Source organism: Photobacterium toruni (assembly GCF_024529955.1).
Taxonomy (GTDB): Bacteria; Pseudomonadota; Gammaproteobacteria; order Enterobacterales; family Vibrionaceae; genus Photobacterium; species Photobacterium toruni.
Window position 1 is genome coordinate 2,534,973 of the sequence record NZ_AP024854.1, and the last position, 20,121, is coordinate 2,555,093.

Here is a 20,121-nt window from a genome sequence, read left to right on the forward strand (position 1 = left end):
TCCCTTTCTAGTAACTTGATTCATAATAAAAATCCAGTATAAACACGATTACTCATCACATTAATATATTAACAATTAGGACAACCGTTAATATATTAATATCTATTTTAACGTGGCTATATTCATCGTTAAAACCATAAACACTAATATCTTATTCAGGCACCGGAATGCAGAATACTAAACGTTTCAAACGTCTTCAGCACACACTTATGCTCGCATTTTTAGTTCTCAGTATCACTCCGCTGATATTGTCGGCACTCTATTTCCTTAATTCTCATACTAAAGATTTGGCAGAACAGAGCATCAACCACCTTGCTTCATTGCGTGATAATAAACATAAACAATTACAGAGTTTCTTTACAGCTAAAGAATCAGAAGTGAAAAGTTTCGCGCGATCAGAGCTATCAAATAACAGTGGCGGAAGATTTTACGGTTTAGTTGGCGCATTCCATCAATTAGGTAATATTGATTCACAACTTGATGCTCAAGGTCGAGCTAATTATTTTAATTCAACCCTTACCACTAAAAGCAATCAAACAGCGAATAGTGGTTATCTTGGTCATGAGCGTTACCGATTAATGTTTAAACGGTATAACGCCGTTTATAATGAGTACCTAAAACGCTCTGATTTCAAAGATATTATGCTCGTCGATATTTCTGGTGATGTTGTTTACTCAGTTAAAAATCATGGTCTTTTTGGGGTTAATCTATTAGCTAAAAACACCTCTCACATAGCTTTACAGAAAACCTTTGAGGCCATTAAAAAGAAAACGCAACAAAATCCCAATAATCCAGAACAAGTCCCTGTTGTGTTTACTGACTTTAGTACCAATCAACACAATAATGATACAACAGCATGGTTTGCCGCACCGATTATTCAACAAGGCTACCTACATAGTTATGTCTTTATGGAACTAAGTAACCAAAAGATCACCGAACTAATCCAAGACAATACTAAGCATATTCAAACCCTATTAGTCGGTAGTGATCATAAATTACGTTTTGAAACGCAAACTACATTGCCAATACAATTACAAAGCCAAAGTATCAATCAAGCCCTTGCTGGTAAATCCGGCATTGGTAGCTTTATTAACTATGACAATATTCCAGTATTAGGCGCATTTTCACCGCTAAATATATTAAATCACCACTGGGCATTGGTGGTTGAACTTCCAGAAAAAGAAGCCTTTGCGCGTATCTTTGAGTTAGAAAAAATCTTTGTTGCGGCCATGGTTTCCGCCATTATTTTAGTGATCATTACTTCACATTGGCTCTCAAATTCTATTACAGCACCATTATTACGCTTAACTTGGGCCGCAGAAAAAGCCTCTGGTGGTGATTTAGAGCAAAAAATTGATGGCACCGAACGCCCCGATGAAATTGGACGGCTAGCGATCAGCTTTGCCCGTATGCAACGCTCAATTCGTGAGAAAATTGGTCTTATTCGGCAACAAAATAAAGAGTTAGAGCATAACCTAACGATTATTCGTCAACAAAATAATGAACTGCAAACTGCAGATAAAATGAAAGATGAATTTCTAGCCACAACATCACACGAATTGCGTACTCCATTGCATGGTATGGTGGGAATTGCAGAGTCTTTATTAGCGGGAGCTAATGGTGCATTACATCAATCACAACGACGCCAATTAGAAATGATCATCAATAGTGGTCAACGTTTAACTACACTCGTTGATGATCTGCTTGATTACCACAAAATGCGTTATGGCGATCTTGATATTAACCATCAAGCGGTTGATATATCAGTAGCTATTCGCTTGGTTCTAGAATTATCAAGTCATTTGTTAGGTAATAAACCAATTCGAATTATTAATCAAATTCCAACGGATCTCCCTCTCGTTGATGCCGATGAACAACGCCTAGAACAAGTGCTTTATAACTTGGTTGGTAATGCAATTAAATATACCTCTGAAGGTAAAATCATCTTATCGGCAACGGTATTAGAGCACCAATTACGTATTCAAGTTGTTGATACTGGACAAGGTATTCCTAGCGAACAATTGGAGCATATTTTTGAGCCACTTATTCAAGCTAATACGGGATCAGCAAATTACCGTCAAGGCGCAGGACTTGGGTTATCAATTAGTCGTCAATTGATTGAACTTATGGGCGGGCGATTATATGTGAGTAGCCAACAAATGATTGGTACCACCTTTAGTTTTACCCTTAATTTAGCCAATGCAAATCAAATCGCAGCCATGGCAGCAAACCCTAATAATAATCACTTTAAAGCACCATTATTAAATGCGGCAAATTATGATGCGTCTGATTTACCTGAAAATCCAGATGGTGAATTATTACTGATTGTTGATGATGAGCCTGTCAATTTACAAATATTAACCAATTTCTTACGTCTTGCAGGATATCGTGTTCAAACCGCAGAAAGCGGCCCTCAAGCATTAACTTTGATTGCTAAACAACAGCCAGATTTAGTACTGCTTGATATTATGATGCCTGAAATGAGTGGCTATGAAGTCTGTAATAAATTACGACAAACACATTCAATGTTGGAATTACCAATCATCATGTTATCAGCACTGGGGCAAGTACAAGATCGCTTAAAAGGATTTGAATGTGGCGCCAATGACTATTTAACCAAACCGTTTAATAAAGAAGAGTTAATGGCGCGTATTCGCGCCTATCTTCAAGCAGGTAAAACTGAAATTGAACGCAAAAAAAACCACGCGTTAGAACAAGAAATTCATCGTCGTGAACAAGTTGAAATCGGTCTTTTAGAAACTCAAAGTCGTTTACTAGGATTATTAGATTCAACCAGTGAGGCTATTATTTGTGTGCAGCAGGAAGGTCGCATTCGGTACGCTAATAGCGCCGCTGGCAAACTGTTTAAACGCGCACCTGAATTATTAGAACGTTATACCATTGATGATATTTTAGTCACACCATTACCAATCGCAATCACTGATAATCATCATTTTAATGGTTATCTAAATTATTATATTGGTGAGCAACAGCAACAATTAATGACCGATATCATCAATTTACCTATAGAGTCCGGACTCAAACAAATGTTTGTTTTTGATAGCCAAGGACCATCAGCTGATCACCGTATTCATCTACTTGAAAGTGCGATTGATGTGTTATCTGAATTTACATTTAATGGCGATAAAAATAACCTTCAGCAGCTGCGAGAACTTGGCGGCGAATTTACCCGTTTGGCAGATAAACTTGGTGATGGAGAACACAACAAAACTGAAATAATTCGCCAATTATTAGTCGATTCAATGAAAGCAACCCTACTATTTTGGGAAGCAGAATCTCATAAAAGTAAGTTTGAATTGGCGGAAGAGAGTGGTTTATGGCGAGTCTATTTAGATCGTAGTACGCTTCAAACTCGAACGTTAGATAAATACCTTCAGCTTGAAACGTTACCCAAAACACCTCGTTGGCGAACCGTTATTAATACGATTGATTTTGTATTAGACCGTTGTCCACAACCTAATACTAGCCGCCAAGAACTAGTAATAATGCGAGATAAATTACATCACATTATTAGTCATCACTAACGTTATTCACAATAAATAGCGGCATTTAAAAGGCTCTTTCAGAGCCTTTTTTTATCTTCTACAGCATTCTATTAATCACAATTATAACGCTCAACACTGCCACAACCACCTTAACATCAACAACCAGCTTATCCATTATCGATGGTAATAATGCGCCACAATCACTTTTTTAATCATTGAAATAATCACGGTCAAATCAGTATAAATGATCAAGGTCACACTATCATTAGTGGTCAAATTTAAAGCAGATCAATCAAAAAACACCAGTCTTAGACGCCAAAAATAAATTCTTTTAGTTTATGAGAACCGAATCACAACAAACTAACAGCCCAAAATTTCCGTATAAAAATAAGCACAAAAAAGCAGGTGCGTTACATCACACATTTAACGACAGTACACAAAGACCATTAAAAGCAGAGACAAAACAAGATAGTAAGCACTAACAATTAAAATGTAACAACCACGTCCATCTGTGATACTAAGCACGCTACTTACAAAATGCTCAATCACGTAAAATAGCAAAATTAACGTTTTTAACGGCAAATATATTAATTTTAACGTTTTTGACGGGCGACCACGTTGACGATTAAGCCAATCCAGCCAATATTGAAGCCACTGAGAACCTACAAGGCCATTCAGTGGTTCAGCGTTACTCAGTTCCAATGAAGTAGGTTTACAGCGCTCCAATGACGGAGTTCATTTTTATTTCCATTAGTGAAACAGAGCTAAGAGTAAGGAACAGCTATGCTTGCCAATATAAACAAAACTAAGTTAGCACTTGCAGTCGTTGCAGCAGCAACCGCTTTTACAGCACCCGTTGCTACTGCATCAGAAAAAAGCCAGCTAACAATCGTACCCGATTTTTACCCTACAATGGTACGTAACTTTAACCCGTTTTTAGCAACAAACCTTCGCACAACAACTGAGTTCGTTTATGAGCCATTGGTAATCTTTAACCAAATGAAAGGCAACGAGCCTGTAATGCGTTTGGCAAAAGACTACTACATGTCTGATGACCTAATGAATGTTACGTTTGAAATTCGTGATGGCGTAAAATGGTCTGACGGTAAACCTTTTACAGCTGAAGATGTTGTTTACTCTTTTAATCTAGTAAAAGACAAACCAGAACTAGACCAAATCGGTATCAACAAGTGGGTTAAATCTGTTAAGCAAGACGGTAACAAAGTTATCTTTGCACTAACAGCTGCTAACTCAAACGTACCGTTTGAAATTTCTAAAGTGCCGGTTGTTCCTAAGCACATTTGGAGCAAAGTTAAGAACCCTACAACTTTCACTAACGAAAACCCAGTAGGTACTGGTCCATTTACTGAGATCGAGACATTTACTCCGCAACTTTACGTTCAATGTCGTAACCCTAATTACTGGGATAACGCGAACCTAGAAGTTGATTGTTTACGTGTACCTCAAATCGCGAACAACGACCAACTACTAACTAAGATCATCAATTCTGAGTTAGATTGGACATCATCGTTCATTCCTGACATCGACAGCACTTATGCTGCGGCAAATCCAAACCACAAATACTGGTACCCTGCTGCTGGTACGATGGCATTCATGCTGAACTATAAGTCGCCAAAAGCGGGTAACAACGAAGCAATCAACAATGTTGACTTCCGTCGTGCATTCTCTATGGCAATTGACCGTCAAACAATCATCGATATCGCATTTTACGGTGCTGGTACGCCAAACGATTATGCATCAGGTCTAGGTGATAGCTTTAAGTCATGGTCTGACGAAAGCGTTCATAACAAATATAAAGCATTCAATACTTACAACATCAAAGGTGCTAAAGATCTTCTTGCGAAAGCAGGCTTTAAAGACCTAGATGGTGATGGATTTGTTGAGTCACCAAAAGGTGAGAAAATTGAGCTTGAAGTTCAATCACCAAACGGCTGGACTGACTTCAACAATACTGTACAACTAGGTGTTGAGCAGCTTCAAGAAGCGGGTATCAATGCAAAAGCACGTACACCTGACTTTGCTGTTTACAATGAATCAATGCTGAAAGGCACTTACGATGTAGCATTTACTAACTACTTCCACGGTGCAGATCCACACCTATACTGGGACAGTGCGTACAACTCACGTCTACAGCAAGGTGACGGTATGCCACGTTTCGCAATGCATTACTTTAAAAATGCAGAGCTAGACACGCTACTAGACAGCTTCTACAAAACAGCTAATAAGGGCGAGCAAATCAAGATTGCTCACAGTATTCAAAAGATCATTGCTGAAAATCAAGTAACAATCCCAGTAATCTCTGGTGCTAATAACTTCCAATACAATGAAGGTCGCTTCACTGGTTGGTGGAATGAGAAGAACCCTAAAGGCCGTCCAATGGTATGGGCTGGTGTTCAAGAGCGTCTACTTCAAGTTCTAGACCTAAAACCAAAAGCGTAATTTCTGCTTAAATTTGCGGTGCACGCCTTGTGCACCGCCTCTTCCCTCTAATCCTTTTTGCAATCAAAGGTATGGCGTTTGCGTCAGGGGGTTTTACGTCCTGAATTCAGCTCAGGAAGGCAAGCTGGATGTGTAAGGTGTGAGTTATGGGATTCTTTTTACGTCGTTTATCGTTTTATTTTATCGCGCTAATTTTCGCGGCAACGCTAAACTTTATTCTTCCGCGTGCGATGCCAGGTGACCCAGTTACCATGATGTTCGCAAACGCAACTGCACAGGTAACCCCTGAGCGAATTGAAGCCATGAAGAAGCTACTAGGCTTTGTTGATGGTCCTCTTTATGAACAATACTTTTCGTATTTAGCGAACGTATTTACTTGGAACCTTGGTACTTCAATCAAATTTTATCCATTGTCAGTAAATGACTTACTTGGTGGCGCAATTGGCTGGTCACTATTTTTAGCAGGTTCTGCTGTAATTCTTTCATTCTGTGTCGGTTCAGTATTTGGTATTTTCGCTGCATGGAAACGAGGCAGTAGCTACGATACTTTTATCTCTCCAGGGATGTTAGTTGTTCAAGCCGTTCCACCCGTTGTTATCGCTATGCTAGTGATGTTTACCTTTGCTATTGGCTTAAAGTGGTTCCCAACAGGCAATGCATATACTGCAGGTATTGTTCCTGACTGGAGTAGCTTTGCATTCTATAAAGATGTGCTTTACCACGCAGCCCTACCCCTTTTCTGTGCCACGATCATTCAAATTGGTGGCTTTTTAATTGGCATGCGTAACAACATGATTAACTTGCTAAACGAAGACTACATCACGATGGCAAAAGGAAAAGGCCTGAGTGAAAACCGTGTGGTATTCAACTACGCAGCACGAAATGCAATGCTACCAAGTGTTACCGCACTATCAATGGCATTAGGTATGGCTATCGGTGGTCAGTTAATTATCGAAATGATTTTCAACTACCCAGGCCTGGGTACAGTGATGCTAAACGCTATCCATGCGCGTGATTATCAAGTACTGCAAGGTCAGCTACTTATTATGACTATGTTTATGTTGTTCTTTAACTTTATGGCCGACATCCTAATCGTTGCGCTAGACCCTCGTCTACGTAAAGGAGGCAAGTAATCATGAAAGCCTTATTTAAATTACTCTCTAGCAATCCGAAAGCCATGTTTGGTCTTGGTATTATTATCATTTTCATTCTAACAGCGCTATTTGCACCTTTTATTACGCAATATGCACCAGACAAAAGAACGGGTAATCCCCATGAATACCCAGCTTTTGTTGTAAAAGCTGCACAAGATAATCCAGATGGTTGGATCGCTAAAAACTTGGCAACCAACAAACGTACGCTATTAATGTCAAAAGATGCTGATCACGTACTAGGTACTTCGCGTATGGGTCGTGACATCTGGTCTCAACTTGTTTATGGCGCACGTACATCATTAGCTGTTGGCTTTGGTGCCGGTCTTCTAGTGTGCTTCCTGGCAACGATTATCGGTATTTCAGCAGGTTACTTTGGTGGGCGAGTCGATGAATTCCTCACCGCGTGTATGAATATCATGCTGGTCATGCCACAACTACCAATTCTATTTGTTATCGCAGCGTTTGTTGGCCAAGCAGGACCATTAACCATTGCCATCGTTATTGCGGTCACCTCTTGGGCATGGGGCGCACGTGTCGTACGCGCACAGACCCTATCGATTAGAGAAAAAGAATTTGTAAAAGCGGCTGAAGTATTAGGTGAATCCTCTCCTCGTATCATTTTCGTTGAGATTCTTCCTAACCTTATCTCTATCGTGGGTGCGAGTTTCATTGGTTCGGTGATGTATGCGATTAACGTTGAAGCAACACTCTCATTCCTAGGTCTAGGCGATCCAAACGGCATTAGCTGGGGCGTGATGCTATATAACGTTCAAACCTCATCTTCAATGTTAGTTGGCGCATGGTGGGAAGTATTAGCACCTTGTATTGCACTGATATTTATCGCTATTGGCCTTGCTATGTTGAACTTTGCTGTCGATGAAATTGCTAACCCACAATTACGTTCACATAAAGGCATGCGACGCTGGAAAAACCTTGCCAAAGAAACGGCAAAACAAGAACAACAGGTTGATATTATTCCTCAACCAGCACTAGAAGGCGGGACTAAATAATGACCGATCCACAAATCTCAATTCGTAATTTATGTGTTGATTATATTACAGATGCCGGTGATGTCCGTGCGGTTAACAATGTTAGTTTTGACATTGGTAAAGGTGAAATATTTGGTCTTGCAGGTGAATCAGGCTGTGGTAAATCAACCGTTGCCTTCTCACTGATGCGTTTACATAAGCCACCAGCATTCATAACCGGTGGCGAGGTGATCTTTGATGGCCACGGTGACATTTTAAAGAAAACGGATATGGCAATGTCAGCCTTCCGTTGGAGTGAAATGTCAATGGTATTCCAAAGTGCAATGAATGCCTTAAATCCCGTATTAACCATGGAAGAGCAATTTTGTGATGTGATCATGCGTCACACCACCATGAACCGTAAGCAAGCAATTCGTCGTGCTGAAGGATTATTAGAGATTGTTGATATTCACCCAAGCCGTTTACGTGATTACCCACACCAGTTCTCTGGTGGTATGCGCCAGCGTTTAGTTATCGCAATTGCGTTAGCGCTGAATCCAAAGATGATCATCATGGATGAACCAACAACAGCTCTTGATGTAGTGGTTCAACGTGAAATTCTACAAAAGATTTATGCACTAAAAGAAGAATTTGGTTTCTCAATTTTATTTATCACTCATGATTTATCACTGATGGTCGAGTTCTCAGATCGTATCGGCATCATGTATTCAGGTGAACTAATTGAAGTTGCGCCATCAAAGCAAATTCTTGAAACACCGTACCATCCATATACAGAAGGTTTGGGTAGTTCATTCCCACCGCTGACAGGCCCCAAAACACGCTTAACTGGCATTCCAGGTAACCCATTGAACTTACTTGAAATACCTCAAGGTTGTCGCTTCCAAGCTCGCTGTGGGAAAACCCATCCAGCGTGCTTTAGCACTCCAACTCAGTTAAGCCAAATTGAACCAGGACGTTTATCAAACTGCCACCTATTTACCAATACCGGTAACTAGTAGCAACACACCGCATTCTATAGGCAGTATTTAGGAGACACTATGAGCAAGCCTGTTGGAACACCGATTATCGAAGGTAAAAATCTAATTAAAGATTTCTCGGTAAACAGTAACTCACTTAAAAAATCAAAGATGCGTGCAATTAACGATGTGTCTTTCAAAATGTACAAAAGCCGTGGCTTAGCGGTGGTTGGCGAATCTGGCTCAGGTAAATCAACCACAGCTAAAATGATCGCCAAAATGTACGCACCAAGTGGCGGTCATATTGAATATTACGGACGTGATATTCAAACCATTAGCAGCCGTGATGATGTAATGAAATACCGTCAAGGGGTACAAATGGTATGGCAAGATCCGTTTGGATCTTTAAACCCTACTCATACTATTTTCCACCATATAGCGCGTCCATTACTGATCCATAACAAAGTGTCATCAGGCAATAAAAAAGAGCTTGAAGAGACAGTTTACAGCCTACTTGAGCAAGTGGGACTTATTCCACCCAAAGCCACTGCGGAAAAATTCCCGCATCAGCTTTCAGGTGGCCAACGCCAGCGTGTCAACTTAGCCCGTAATATCGCGGTTGGCGCTGAAGTGGTACTGGCTGATGAACCAACGTCAATGCTTGATGTATCGATTCGTGCAGGTGTTCTTAACTTGATGGAAGAGATGAAGTTTGAGCGTGAAATGGCGCTGCTTTACATCACTCACGATATCGCAACAGCACGTTATATTGCTGAAGATCTTGCGGTTATGTATGTCGGTCATATGGTTGAGTGGGGCGATACTGAAGAGATCATTCATAATCCACAACATCCATATACCCAATTATTAGTATCAGCAGTACCCGATCCAAGTAAATCGATTCACACCAAACTAAAAGGTAATAAAGGTGAAATTCCACTATGGACACCTGAAAGCTTTGGTTGTCCATTTGCGGGTCGTTGTATGCAAGTAACCGACAAATGTCGCGAAAAGTTACCTGAAGTAACGCAGTTATCTGACAACCACTTTGTTCGTTGTTACTTATACGAAAACTAATAGACAAAATTAAGCACTAATAACACTTTTTCTTTTATATCCATGTTATTTGTCGCTCACGCCATCCAGTGATGGTTCCCACTAGGAGCCATCACTTATTTAGCGACATTGGAGACCCTATGCAGCTGTTAATTAATCACCTTGGTTATGAGTGCTTTAATACTAAGCAAGCGTTACTACAAACAACATCACAAACACTGTCAGGCCAAGCCGAATTAGTGTGCAATCTTACTAACCAAACAATTATGCAGCTGCCATTAACTGCGTGTGGCACCACCGCACAATGGCACACGGGTAATATTTACCAAATTGATTTTTCTAGTTACCAAAAAGCAGGCGATTATCGTATTCGTTATGCCAATATTGAAACACCCGTTTTCAGCATTGCTGAAGGCATACTAATGCAACGTACTTTCAGTGATGTTTTACACTATTTCAAATCACAACGTTGCAGTGGTATTTATGATCTCGCCGACAGCCAAGCGCAATTACTCAATAGTGATACCAACGTTGATGTTCGTGGCGGTTGGTATGACGCATCAGGTGATGTCAGTAAATATTTAAGCCATCTTTCTTACGCCAATTATCTCAATCCTCAGCAGACACCGATGATTGTTTGGAACATGCTCAAAGCTTATGAAATCGCTGAAGATCAAACTGATATTGCTGATTTCACGCGAGTTCGCTTATTAGATGAAGCATTATTTGGCGCAGATTTTTTAGTGCGTATGCAAAGTGATGATGGTTTCTTTTACATGACTGTTTTTGATAAGTGGAGTAAGTCACCCGCCCAACGTGATATCTGTGCTTACGCAACTCAAGACGGTATCAAAACTGATGACTATCAAGCAGGTTTCCGCCAAGGTGGTGGAATGGCAATAGCAGCACTCGCAGCTGCGGCACGTATCGCAACCTTACCTTCTTGCTCTCGTATTCCTCATAGTGACAATGTACAGAGTGAGCTATATCTACAAGCAGCAGAACACGGCTATTGGCACTTAAAACAACACAATATCAATTATCTGAACGATAACGCTGAAAATATTATTGATGAATACTGCGCATTATTAGCCGCAGTAGAGCTTTATCGCGCCACCCATCAACAGCGTTATTTAACTGAAATGCGTGATTGGGCCCAGCGCCTAAGCCAACGTCAAATGTCAGATCAAAACGTTAACCATTACTGGTCAGCAACCACAGATGGCAGTCGCCCTTATTATCATGCAGCAGAGGCAGGCTTACCCGCTATTGCACTGATGCAGTATTTATCCGCTGAGCCTGATACCAAGCACCAGCAACAATTACGCCCAGTACTGGTGAATGCACTAAATTTTGAATTAACGTTAACAGCTGAAGTTAATAACCCGTTTGGCTATCCACGTCAGTACACCAAGGCTGTTGATGGCGATAAGCAAACCGCTTTCTTTGTTGCCCATAACAACGAATCAGGTTATTGGTGGCAAGGTGAAAATGCCCGTATTGCATCCCTAGCGAGCATGGCATTTATGGCACAAACCCACCTCACTGATGACGCATTAAAGCAACAATTAATGCAATATGGTCAACAACTTATGAATTGGATTTTAGGATTAAATCCCTTTGATATGTGTATGTTAGATGGCCATGGCCACAATAACCCTGATTACCTTCCACTGCTTGGTTTTAGCAATGCGAAAGGTGGCGTTTGTAATGGCATCACTTCAGGTTTTGAAAATGAACAAGATATTGCCTTTAATCCAGCAGAACAAAAAAATGACATGTTACAAAACTGGCGCTGGGGAGAGCAATGGATCCCTCATGGCGGTTGGTATCTATTAGCCACTACCCTGCAATTTAAGGAGCGTCACCATGGCTAATTTCCCTTATCGTTATCTTGTGGGTATTGATGGTGGTGGCACCTCTTGCCGCGCACGCATTTGTGATTTAGATGGTGTTATTTTAGGTGAAGCCAAAACTGGCAGCGCCAATATTTTGCTCGGTGGTGATATTGCCATGGCTTCGATTCAACAAGCCATTGCTCTTGCTGCTCAACAAGCACAATTAACCGCTAGCGATTATTCAGCCATGTCCGTTGGACTGGCATTAGCTGGCGCAGAACAACAACAAGCATGGCATGCTTTTATGCAACAACCTCATCCTTATGGCGAAATCACATTAAATACCGATGCTTACGGAGCTTGTTTAGGGGCTTGGAGCGGTAAAGATGGTGCGATTTTAATTTCAGGGACAGGCTCTTGCGGCATTTTACTGCTAAATGGCAACCAACATGTTGTCGGTGGACGTGAATTTCCTATTTCTGATCAAGGCAGCGGTGCTGTAATGGGACTGCGCTTAATTCAACAAGTCTTACTTAGTGTCGATGGTATCGTGCCAAAAACTGAATTGGCTCAGCATGTATTAAGCCATTTTGAGCATGATATTGATGCCATTGTTAGTTGGTCAAAAACCGCTCGACCTTGTGATTATGGTCAATTCTCACCGGCTATTTTTACGTTTGCTGAACACAATGATTCACTTGCTATCTCATTGCTACAACAAACAGCGGCTGATATTGAAATGTGGATGCAGGCATTGATATTACGTGGTGCACACAATATCTGCCTAATGGGGGGAATTGGTGAGCGTATTCAAGCATGGCTAACACCACCAATGCAACACCGTCTCGCAACACCACAAGGTGATGCTATGGATGGCGCTATTGCTATGGCGCGTGGCAATCACAATTTATTTGTACGCTAAGGAAGTATAAATGACTTATCGTCTTGATTTCACAGTAATAGAAAAAGTTGAAGGCCATTGCCGCTATGCGTTAAGTTTACATAACTTAACTGACCAAGCACTGCATGGCTGGTCACTGTATTTCTTTATAAGCCGCTGTATTGCTCCGGCTTCAGTCTCTGTGGGGACGATCAGCCAAATAGGTAGCTATAGCTGCCTATCACAATTACCGCCGTTAGAAGCTAATGGGCACTTCTACACCGAATTTATGATGAGAACGATGCCGTTTAATCTTCATGATGATGGTATCAATGAAGCTTTTATTGCATTAGATAACGATCAGCATCAAATTCAGCCATTAAAAGTTCACACTACAACCATTAATTTAGATCAAGATTCGATCGAGCGTTACTGTACGCCATTACCAAGTGTTAGCTGTGATATTGCATTAATTCCACAACCTAATCACTTAACTCGACTTCAAGGTGAGTTTGTTTTTAACCAATTTACCGCGCTTGAAACCCCACCAACCTTAGCACAAGGGGCGATAAACTGGTTACGTGCTGAATATAAAAAGCATTTTAACGAAGCGATGCCAATTAGCCCTCAGGGCAATATCCATTATCACGTTAATAATGACATTATTGAACATGGGTACCAATTACTGATCGAAACCGATAATATTTGGATCCATGCCAGTTCAGCAACTGGCTTTGTCCATGCAACATCGAGTTTATTACAACTATTACCCACTAAGCCAAGCCATCATGCAGCCGCGGCTTATTGCTTACCAATGGTAGAAATTAGCGATCAACCTCATTATAGCTACCGCGGCATGATGCTTGATTGTGGACGTCATTTTCACCCCGTCGATCGTATTAAACACCTATTAGATCACCTAGCACGCTATAAATTCAATACCTTCCACTGGCATCTAACCGATGATGAAGGCTGGCGAATTGAAATTGATGCCTACCCTCAATTAACCGAGATTGGTGCGTGGCGCGGCCCAAATGAAATTATCGCGCCACAATTTAGTCATATTGATCAACGTTATGGCGGATTTTATACCAAGCAAGATATTCGCGAGGTCATTGCTTACGCCAGTGATCGTGGCATTAGTATCATTCCCGAAATTGATATTCCAGGCCACTGTCGCGCGGCTATTTTGTCATTGCCTGAACTGCTACAAGATCCTGACGATTATTCAGTGTATCGCAGCATTCAAAACTACCCTGACAATGTTTTATCACCGGCATTAGCCGGAACTTACACCTTTATTCAAACGGTACTTGAAGAAGTATGTGCACTCTTTCCTACCCCATTTGTGCATATCGGTGCCGATGAAGTACCGAAAGGCGTATGGTCTGATAGTGCGGCATGCCGACAATTAATGGCTGACAATAACTACCATGATCCAATGGAACTTCAAGGTCACATATTGCGTTTTGCTGAGCAAGTATTACGTGATAACGGCAAACGTATGATGGGCTGGGAAGAAGCTACCCATGGCAATAAAGTCAGTAAAGACACCGTGATTTTTTCTTGGCTGAGCGAAGAAGCAGGTCTTGAATGCGTCAAAAATGGCTTTGATGTCGTAATGCAACCCGCACAATCTACCTACCTTGATTTGGCTCAAGGTTACTCAGCCGATGAAGCTGGCGTCGATTGGGCTGGTAAGTTGCCACTGGATAAAGTTTACAATTATCACCCACTTAGCATGATCGCTTCGGAAAATTCTGAGCGACAGCACATTTTAGGCATTCAAACAGCACTTTGGTCAGAATTAATAAATAACCAAAGTCGATTTGAATATATGATTTATCCGCGCTTACTAGCGGTATCGGAGATCTGCTGGAGCAAACCACAACATCGTAACTGGGATGACTTTAAAGCTCGCTTAAAAGGTCAACTTAACTATCTAGACAAGGCGGGCATTAATTACCGCCACTGTGAATAACCACGCACACAGTAAAGTGAATATTTTAAGGATTAGAAATAATGAAATACGGTTATTTTGACAATGACAACAGAGAGTACGTTATCACTCGACCTGATGTCCCAGCACCATGGACCAACTACCTTGGTACTGAAAAGTTCTGCACAGTGATTTCACAAAATGCGGGTGGTTACTCTTTCTATAAGTCACCAGAATACAATCGTGTGACCAAGTTCCGTCCTAATGCAACATTTGATCGCCCAGGACACTATGTTTACCTACGTGATGATGCGACAGGTGATTACTGGTCTATTTCATGGCAACCAGTAGCAAAAAGTCTTGATGAAGCAAAATACGAAGTGCGTCATGGCTTGTCATACTCAAAATTTGCTTGTGAATACAACGGTATTTCAGCACAAAAAACATTATTCGTACCGATTGGCGAAGATGCTGAGATTTGGGATGTAGTACTGAAAAACACCACTGATGAAGTACGTACTATTAGTGCATTCTCATTTGTTGAATTCTCATTTAGCCATATTCAATCAGATAACCAAAACCACCAAATGAGCCTTTACTCTGCAGGTACTTCTTATGAAGATGGCGTGATTGAATACGACTTGTATTACAACACCAAAGAGAAAGAAGGTTACTACTACCTAGCATCAAGCTTTGCCCCTGATAGCTATGATGGTCAACGCGATACTTTTATCGGTGCATACCGTGATGAATCTAATCCAATTGCAGTTGAGAAAGGTCATTGTTCTAACCACGTTCAAACCTGTTATAACCATTGCGGTTCGCTACACAAGCAATTTACGCTTCAACCTGGTGAAGAAATTCGCTTCAACTATATTCTAGGTATCGGTAAAAACGAAGGTCAACGTCTACGTCAAAAGTACCAAGACAATGCTGTTGTTGATGCTGCATTTGCTGAAATTAAGCACCACTGGAAAAGCCGTTGCAACAAGTTTAAAGTAACATCGCCAAATGAAGGCCTTGATACTATGATCAACACTTGGACATTGTACCAAGCAGAAACGTGTGTTGTATGGTCACGCTTTGCTTCATTTATTGAAGTAGGTGGTCGTACTGGTCTTGGTTACCGTGATACCGCACAAGACGCCATCTCTGTGCCGCACTCTAATCCAACGATGACACGTAAGCGTTTAGTTGATTTACTTCGTGGACAAGTGAAAGCAGGTTATGGTTTACACCTGTTTGATCCTGATTGGTTCGATCCTGACATGGCCAATGTTGAACCATCAAAATCACCAACAGTAGTTCCAACACCAAGTGATGCCGATAAGATCCACGGCATTGATGACACTTGTTCAGATGACCATCTATGGTTAGTCCCTACTATCTGTAAATACGTTACAGAAACCGGCGAAGAAAGCTTCCTTGACGAAGTGATCCCATACGCTGATGGTGGCGATGCAACTGTTTATGATCACATGAAAGCCGCGCTTGATTTCTCTGCTGAATATGTTGGCCAAACAGGTATCTGTAAAGGCCTACGTGCCGATTGGAACGACTGTCTAAACTTAGGCGGTGGTGAATCAGCAATGGTATCGTTCCTTCACTTCTGGGCACTACAAGAATTTATTCAACTGGCTAAATACCAAGGTAAAACAGCCGATATTGAAAAATACACCGAAATGGCAGCCAATGTGCGTGAAGCATGTGAGACCCATTTATGGGATGACGAAGGCGGTTGGTACATTCGTGGTTTAACCAAAAATGGCGACAAGATTGGTACAGCACAGCAAACAGAAGGCCGTATTCACCTAGAGTCAAATACCCTTGCTGTTCTATCGGGCATGGCATCACAAGATCGTGGTGAACAAGCAATGGATGCGGTAGATGAGAATCTTTACTCAGACTATGGTTTACATCTAAATGCGCCATCATTCTCAACCCCTAACGATGACATTGGTTTTGTAACTCGTGTATATCAAGGCGTTAAAGAAAATGGCGCGATCTTCTCGCATCCAAACCCTTGGGCATGGGTAGCTGAAGCAAAACTAGGTCGTGGCGACCGTGCAATGAAATTCTATGATGCACTGAACCCATACAACCAAAACGACATGATTGAAACACGTATGGCTGAACCTTATTCTTACGTGCAATTTATCATGGGTCGTGATCACCAAGATCATGGTCGTGCTAACCACCCATGGTTAACAGGTACTTCTGGTTGGGCTTACTTTGCCGTGACTAACTTTATTCTTGGAGTTCAGACAGGTTTTGATGGCCTAACTATTAATCCATGTATTCCAACTGAATGGCCTGGTTTTGAAGTAACGCGTGAATGGCGTGGTGCAACGTACAATATTAACGTCACTAATCCAAATCATGTGAGCAAAGGCATTAAGTCTATTACTCTTAATGGTCAACCGGTTGATGGCGCAATTGCCCCTCAAGTTGAAGGCTCTGTGAATACCGTTACGGTTGTAATGGGCTAATCACTTTTAGGGGAGTAACTTTACTCCCCATTTTATTTTGCGAGAGAAATAGGAGTTCCTCCATGATTCAATTTGGAACCGGTGGTTGGCGTGCCTTTATTGGTGAAGAGTTTACCCAAGCGAATGTACGTTTAGTTGCACAAGCAATTGCTAATATCATGATCACCGAATCAGTCACCGATAAAGGGTTTATTATCGGTTATGACCGTCGCTTTTTATCAGATAAAGCGGCAACTTGGTTTGCTGAAGTCTTAGCGGGAAATAATATTAAATGTAGTTTTATCAATCGCTTCGTACCAACACCGATCGTGATGTTTAAAGCGAAACAAACTGGTGCAATTTACTCAGCATGTATTACTGCCTCACATAACCCAGCTGACTACAACGGCATTAAAGTGTTCATCGAAGGCGGTCGTGATGCTGATGAAATCATCACCCAAAAAATTGAACAACAGATCGCAGTATTAACCGCTGCTGATATAAAGAATGTCGATTTTGAACAAGCGCAACATGATAAGTTAATTGAAATCATCAACCCAATGAACGAGTTTGTTGATTCTGTTATTGCGTTGCTTGATTTAGAAGCGATAAAACAAGCTAATTTACGCGTGCTTATCGACCCAATGTTTGGCGTTGCTAAAAATGCACTACAAACAGTATTAATTACAGGTCGCTGTGATGTTGATGTTATCAACGATGGTGAAAACCCAGGTTTTGGCGGCTTAATGCCATCACCAAGTGCTGCAACCCTTTATCGTCTTAAACATTTAGTCGCTCAAGAAGGCTATGACATTGGTATTGGTACAGATGGTGATGCTGATCGTTTAGGGATCATTGATGAAAAAGGTAACTTTATTCATCCTAATGAAGTGTTACTACTACTGTATTACTACCTATTAGAATACAAAGGCTGGAAAGGCTCTGTTGTGCGTAATATCGCTACAACACATTTACTTGATAAAGTCGCTGCAGCCTATGGTGAAAAGTCATTTGAAGTACCGGTTGGCTTTAAGCATATCAGCTCACAAATGGAAGCCGATGACTCATTACTGGGCGGTGAAAGCTCAGGTGGCCTGACTATTCGTGGCCATATTAAAGGTAAAGATGGAATTTTCGCATCAAGTTTATTAGTTGAAATGATCAGTTCAACGGGTAAAAAATTATCTGAATTATTAGATGAAATTTATACTCGCTTTGGCTATGCCTATACAGCAGAAGGCGATTGCACCTTTAAAGCAGCTGAGCGTGATCGTCTTTATAATAAAATTTATATCGAAAAATCACTGCCTGAATTTGATTACGAAATCGAAAAAGTCAGCTATACCGATGGTGCGAAAGTTTACTTTAAAAATGGTGGCTGGGCGATTGCACGTTTCTCTGGCACTGAGCCATTACTGCGTTTATTTGTAGAAATGGAAGATCAAACCCAAGCAGAAGCTGTTTTACTGCAATTTAAACAATTTCTTTCGATATAACAGTTAGTTATTTTCATTGCTAAGTCCTAGTAACACGCCCTATAGCTGTTACATTGTGCAGATCTGCAATCATGATCTTTGCCACAGGGTAGTCTTTTGACTACCCTTTTCTTTATTACAAAACAACAACCATCAAATTAACAATAACCAATTATCGCTCACAAATAACACTATAAATATTATCAATTAATTAAAAAACGCATCATATCACATACAATTATCCAATTAAGGTCCATGCTTATCTCATCAAATATAACTTTCTGCGCAAGGTAAGGAGTTGTTATGAAAAAGGTCATCATCGCTATCACAATGATCGCACTCGCTATTTTATTTAGCGAACATTTTCATTCATTCTCAGTTGGATTTACACTGGCGATTGTCGCTGTCAGTTGTAGTTATTTAATTGCTTACCAAGCTATTCGCCAACCACAATATGCGATGAGTTTTTTAGTTGTTGCCGCATTAACGAAACTAGCTATTACGGTAATGGGCGTTATTTGGGTCTTTTCTGCCAATATAATTCATTCACCGCTAACATTTTTAGTCGCTTATACTCTTTTCTCTGTTGTTATTACTTATTTTGTTTCACGCTATCGAGCACATCGCCGCGATATTAGTGATCAACAACAACGTGAAATTTTTCAAACTGGTCTCTATGAATTAAAGTAGTTTTCCAGAGACGAAAAAACCTGAATCTTTCGATTCAGGTTTCTTCAATAATGTGAAGTGGACGGGACTTGCCATACCTAACATCAGCGCGCCCCTCGGCGTGACTGGCCGCTAAGCTTCCCAATAAAAAGCCTAACCGACTGAACTACCACTCCGCAGTGTCTATTCAATATCATCTTACTTTTATGCCGACGAAAAAAAACCTGAATCTTTCGATTCAGGTTTCTTCAATAATGGCGGAGTGGACGGGACTCGAACCCGCGACCCCCGGCGTGACAGGCCGGTATTCTAACCAACTGAACTACCACTCCGCAGTGTCTATTCAGCATTTAAGCAATTTGAAACTTAGCAATGTCCTACTCTCACATGGGGAGACCCCACACTACCATCGGCGCTACAACGTTTCACTTCTGAGTTCGGCATGGGATCAGGTGGTACCGCTGCGCTATGGTTGCTAAGTAAATTCTGTGTCTATTACTGTTACCTAATAACAATAATATAAATTTGAAGCCTGGCGATGTCCTACTCTCACATGGGGAGACCCCACACTACCATCGGCGCTATTACGTTTCACTACTGAGTTCGGCATGGGATCAGGTGGGTCCATAACGCTATGGTCGCCAAGCAAATTCTGGTTTATTTATTACCTTGTGGTAATAAATAGCAATCTGGGAAAATCTAACTAGTTGTTCTCACACTCATTCAAGCGT

The 20,121-nt window shown here is 41.1% G+C and carries 12 protein-coding genes, 1 tRNA gene and 2 rRNA genes; 12 read left to right on the plus strand and 3 right to left on the minus strand.

Annotated elements, in window-relative coordinates; translation table 11 throughout:
* Nucleotides 1-167 precede the first annotated feature (167 nt).
* From OC457_RS11900 to OC457_RS11955, 12 genes are all read left to right on the plus strand, one after another.
* Nucleotides 168-3,545: a response regulator gene (locus OC457_RS11900; RefSeq protein ID WP_210436112.1), complete on the plus strand. Its 3,378-nt coding sequence runs from the start codon at nucleotides 168-170 to the stop codon at nucleotides 3,543-3,545.
* Between the two features lie 744 nt (nucleotides 3,546-4,289).
* Nucleotides 4,290-5,966: an ABC transporter substrate-binding protein gene (locus OC457_RS11905; protein WP_080176273.1), complete on the plus strand. Its 1,677-nt coding sequence runs from the start codon at nucleotides 4,290-4,292 to the stop codon at nucleotides 5,964-5,966.
* A 146-nt stretch (nucleotides 5,967-6,112) separates the two neighbouring features.
* Entirely contained in the window at nucleotides 6,113-7,099 is a 987-nt protein-coding gene (locus tag OC457_RS11910) for an ABC transporter permease (RefSeq protein WP_080176274.1), read from the plus strand.
* Nucleotides 7,100-7,101: 2 nt separating this feature from the next.
* Entirely contained in the window at nucleotides 7,102-8,130 is a 1,029-nt protein-coding gene (locus tag OC457_RS11915; protein WP_080176275.1) for an ABC transporter permease, read from the plus strand.
* Nucleotides 8,130-9,104: an ABC transporter ATP-binding protein gene (locus tag OC457_RS11920; protein WP_080176276.1), complete on the plus strand. Its 975-nt coding sequence runs from the start codon at nucleotides 8,130-8,132 to the stop codon at nucleotides 9,102-9,104. Before OC457_RS11915 ends, OC457_RS11920 begins: the two co-directional genes overlap by 1 nt.
* A 42-nt stretch (nucleotides 9,105-9,146) precedes the next feature.
* Nucleotides 9,147-10,142 (plus strand): ABC transporter ATP-binding protein, encoded by a 996-nt coding sequence (locus OC457_RS11925; RefSeq protein ID WP_080176277.1) that lies wholly within the window; start codon nucleotides 9,147-9,149, stop codon nucleotides 10,140-10,142.
* A 119-nt stretch (nucleotides 10,143-10,261) separates the two neighbouring features.
* Nucleotides 10,262-11,998 (plus strand): glycoside hydrolase family 9 protein, encoded by a 1,737-nt coding sequence (locus OC457_RS11930; protein ID WP_080176278.1) that lies wholly within the window; start codon nucleotides 10,262-10,264, stop codon nucleotides 11,996-11,998.
* Nucleotides 11,991-12,881, plus strand: coding sequence for a BadF/BadG/BcrA/BcrD ATPase family protein (locus OC457_RS11935; protein WP_080176279.1), 891 nt, complete (start codon nucleotides 11,991-11,993; stop codon nucleotides 12,879-12,881). Before OC457_RS11930 ends, OC457_RS11935 begins: the two co-directional genes overlap by 8 nt.
* 10 nt (nucleotides 12,882-12,891) lie before the next feature.
* A complete protein-coding gene (locus tag OC457_RS11940; protein ID WP_080176280.1) occupies nucleotides 12,892-14,820 on the plus strand; it encodes a beta-N-acetylhexosaminidase in 1,929 nt (642 codons plus the stop codon).
* Between the two features lie 41 nt (nucleotides 14,821-14,861).
* Entirely contained in the window at nucleotides 14,862-17,267 is a 2,406-nt protein-coding gene (locus tag OC457_RS11945; protein ID WP_080176281.1) for a GH36-type glycosyl hydrolase domain-containing protein, read from the plus strand.
* A gap of 62 nt (nucleotides 17,268-17,329) precedes the next feature.
* Nucleotides 17,330-18,742, plus strand: coding sequence for a phosphoglucomutase/phosphomannomutase family protein (locus tag OC457_RS11950; RefSeq protein ID WP_080176282.1), 1,413 nt, complete (start codon nucleotides 17,330-17,332; stop codon nucleotides 18,740-18,742).
* A gap of 282 nt (nucleotides 18,743-19,024) precedes the next feature.
* Entirely contained in the window at nucleotides 19,025-19,411 is a 387-nt protein-coding gene (locus OC457_RS11955) for a hypothetical protein (protein WP_080176283.1), read from the plus strand.
* A gap of 234 nt (nucleotides 19,412-19,645) precedes the next feature.
* On the opposite strand, the gene OC457_RS11960 is transcribed toward OC457_RS11955, so the two are convergent.
* The 3 genes from OC457_RS11960 to rrf (OC457_RS11970) form a co-directional block, all read right to left on the minus strand.
* Nucleotides 19,646-19,722: transfer RNA gene (locus OC457_RS11960), tRNA-Asp, on the minus strand.
* A gap of 32 nt (nucleotides 19,723-19,754) precedes the next feature.
* Nucleotides 19,755-19,870: ribosomal RNA gene (rrf, locus tag OC457_RS11965) — 5S ribosomal RNA — on the minus strand.
* A gap of 50 nt (nucleotides 19,871-19,920) precedes the next feature.
* Nucleotides 19,921-20,036, minus strand: a 5S ribosomal RNA gene (rrf, locus tag OC457_RS11970).
* Nucleotides 20,037-20,121 lie beyond the last annotated feature (85 nt).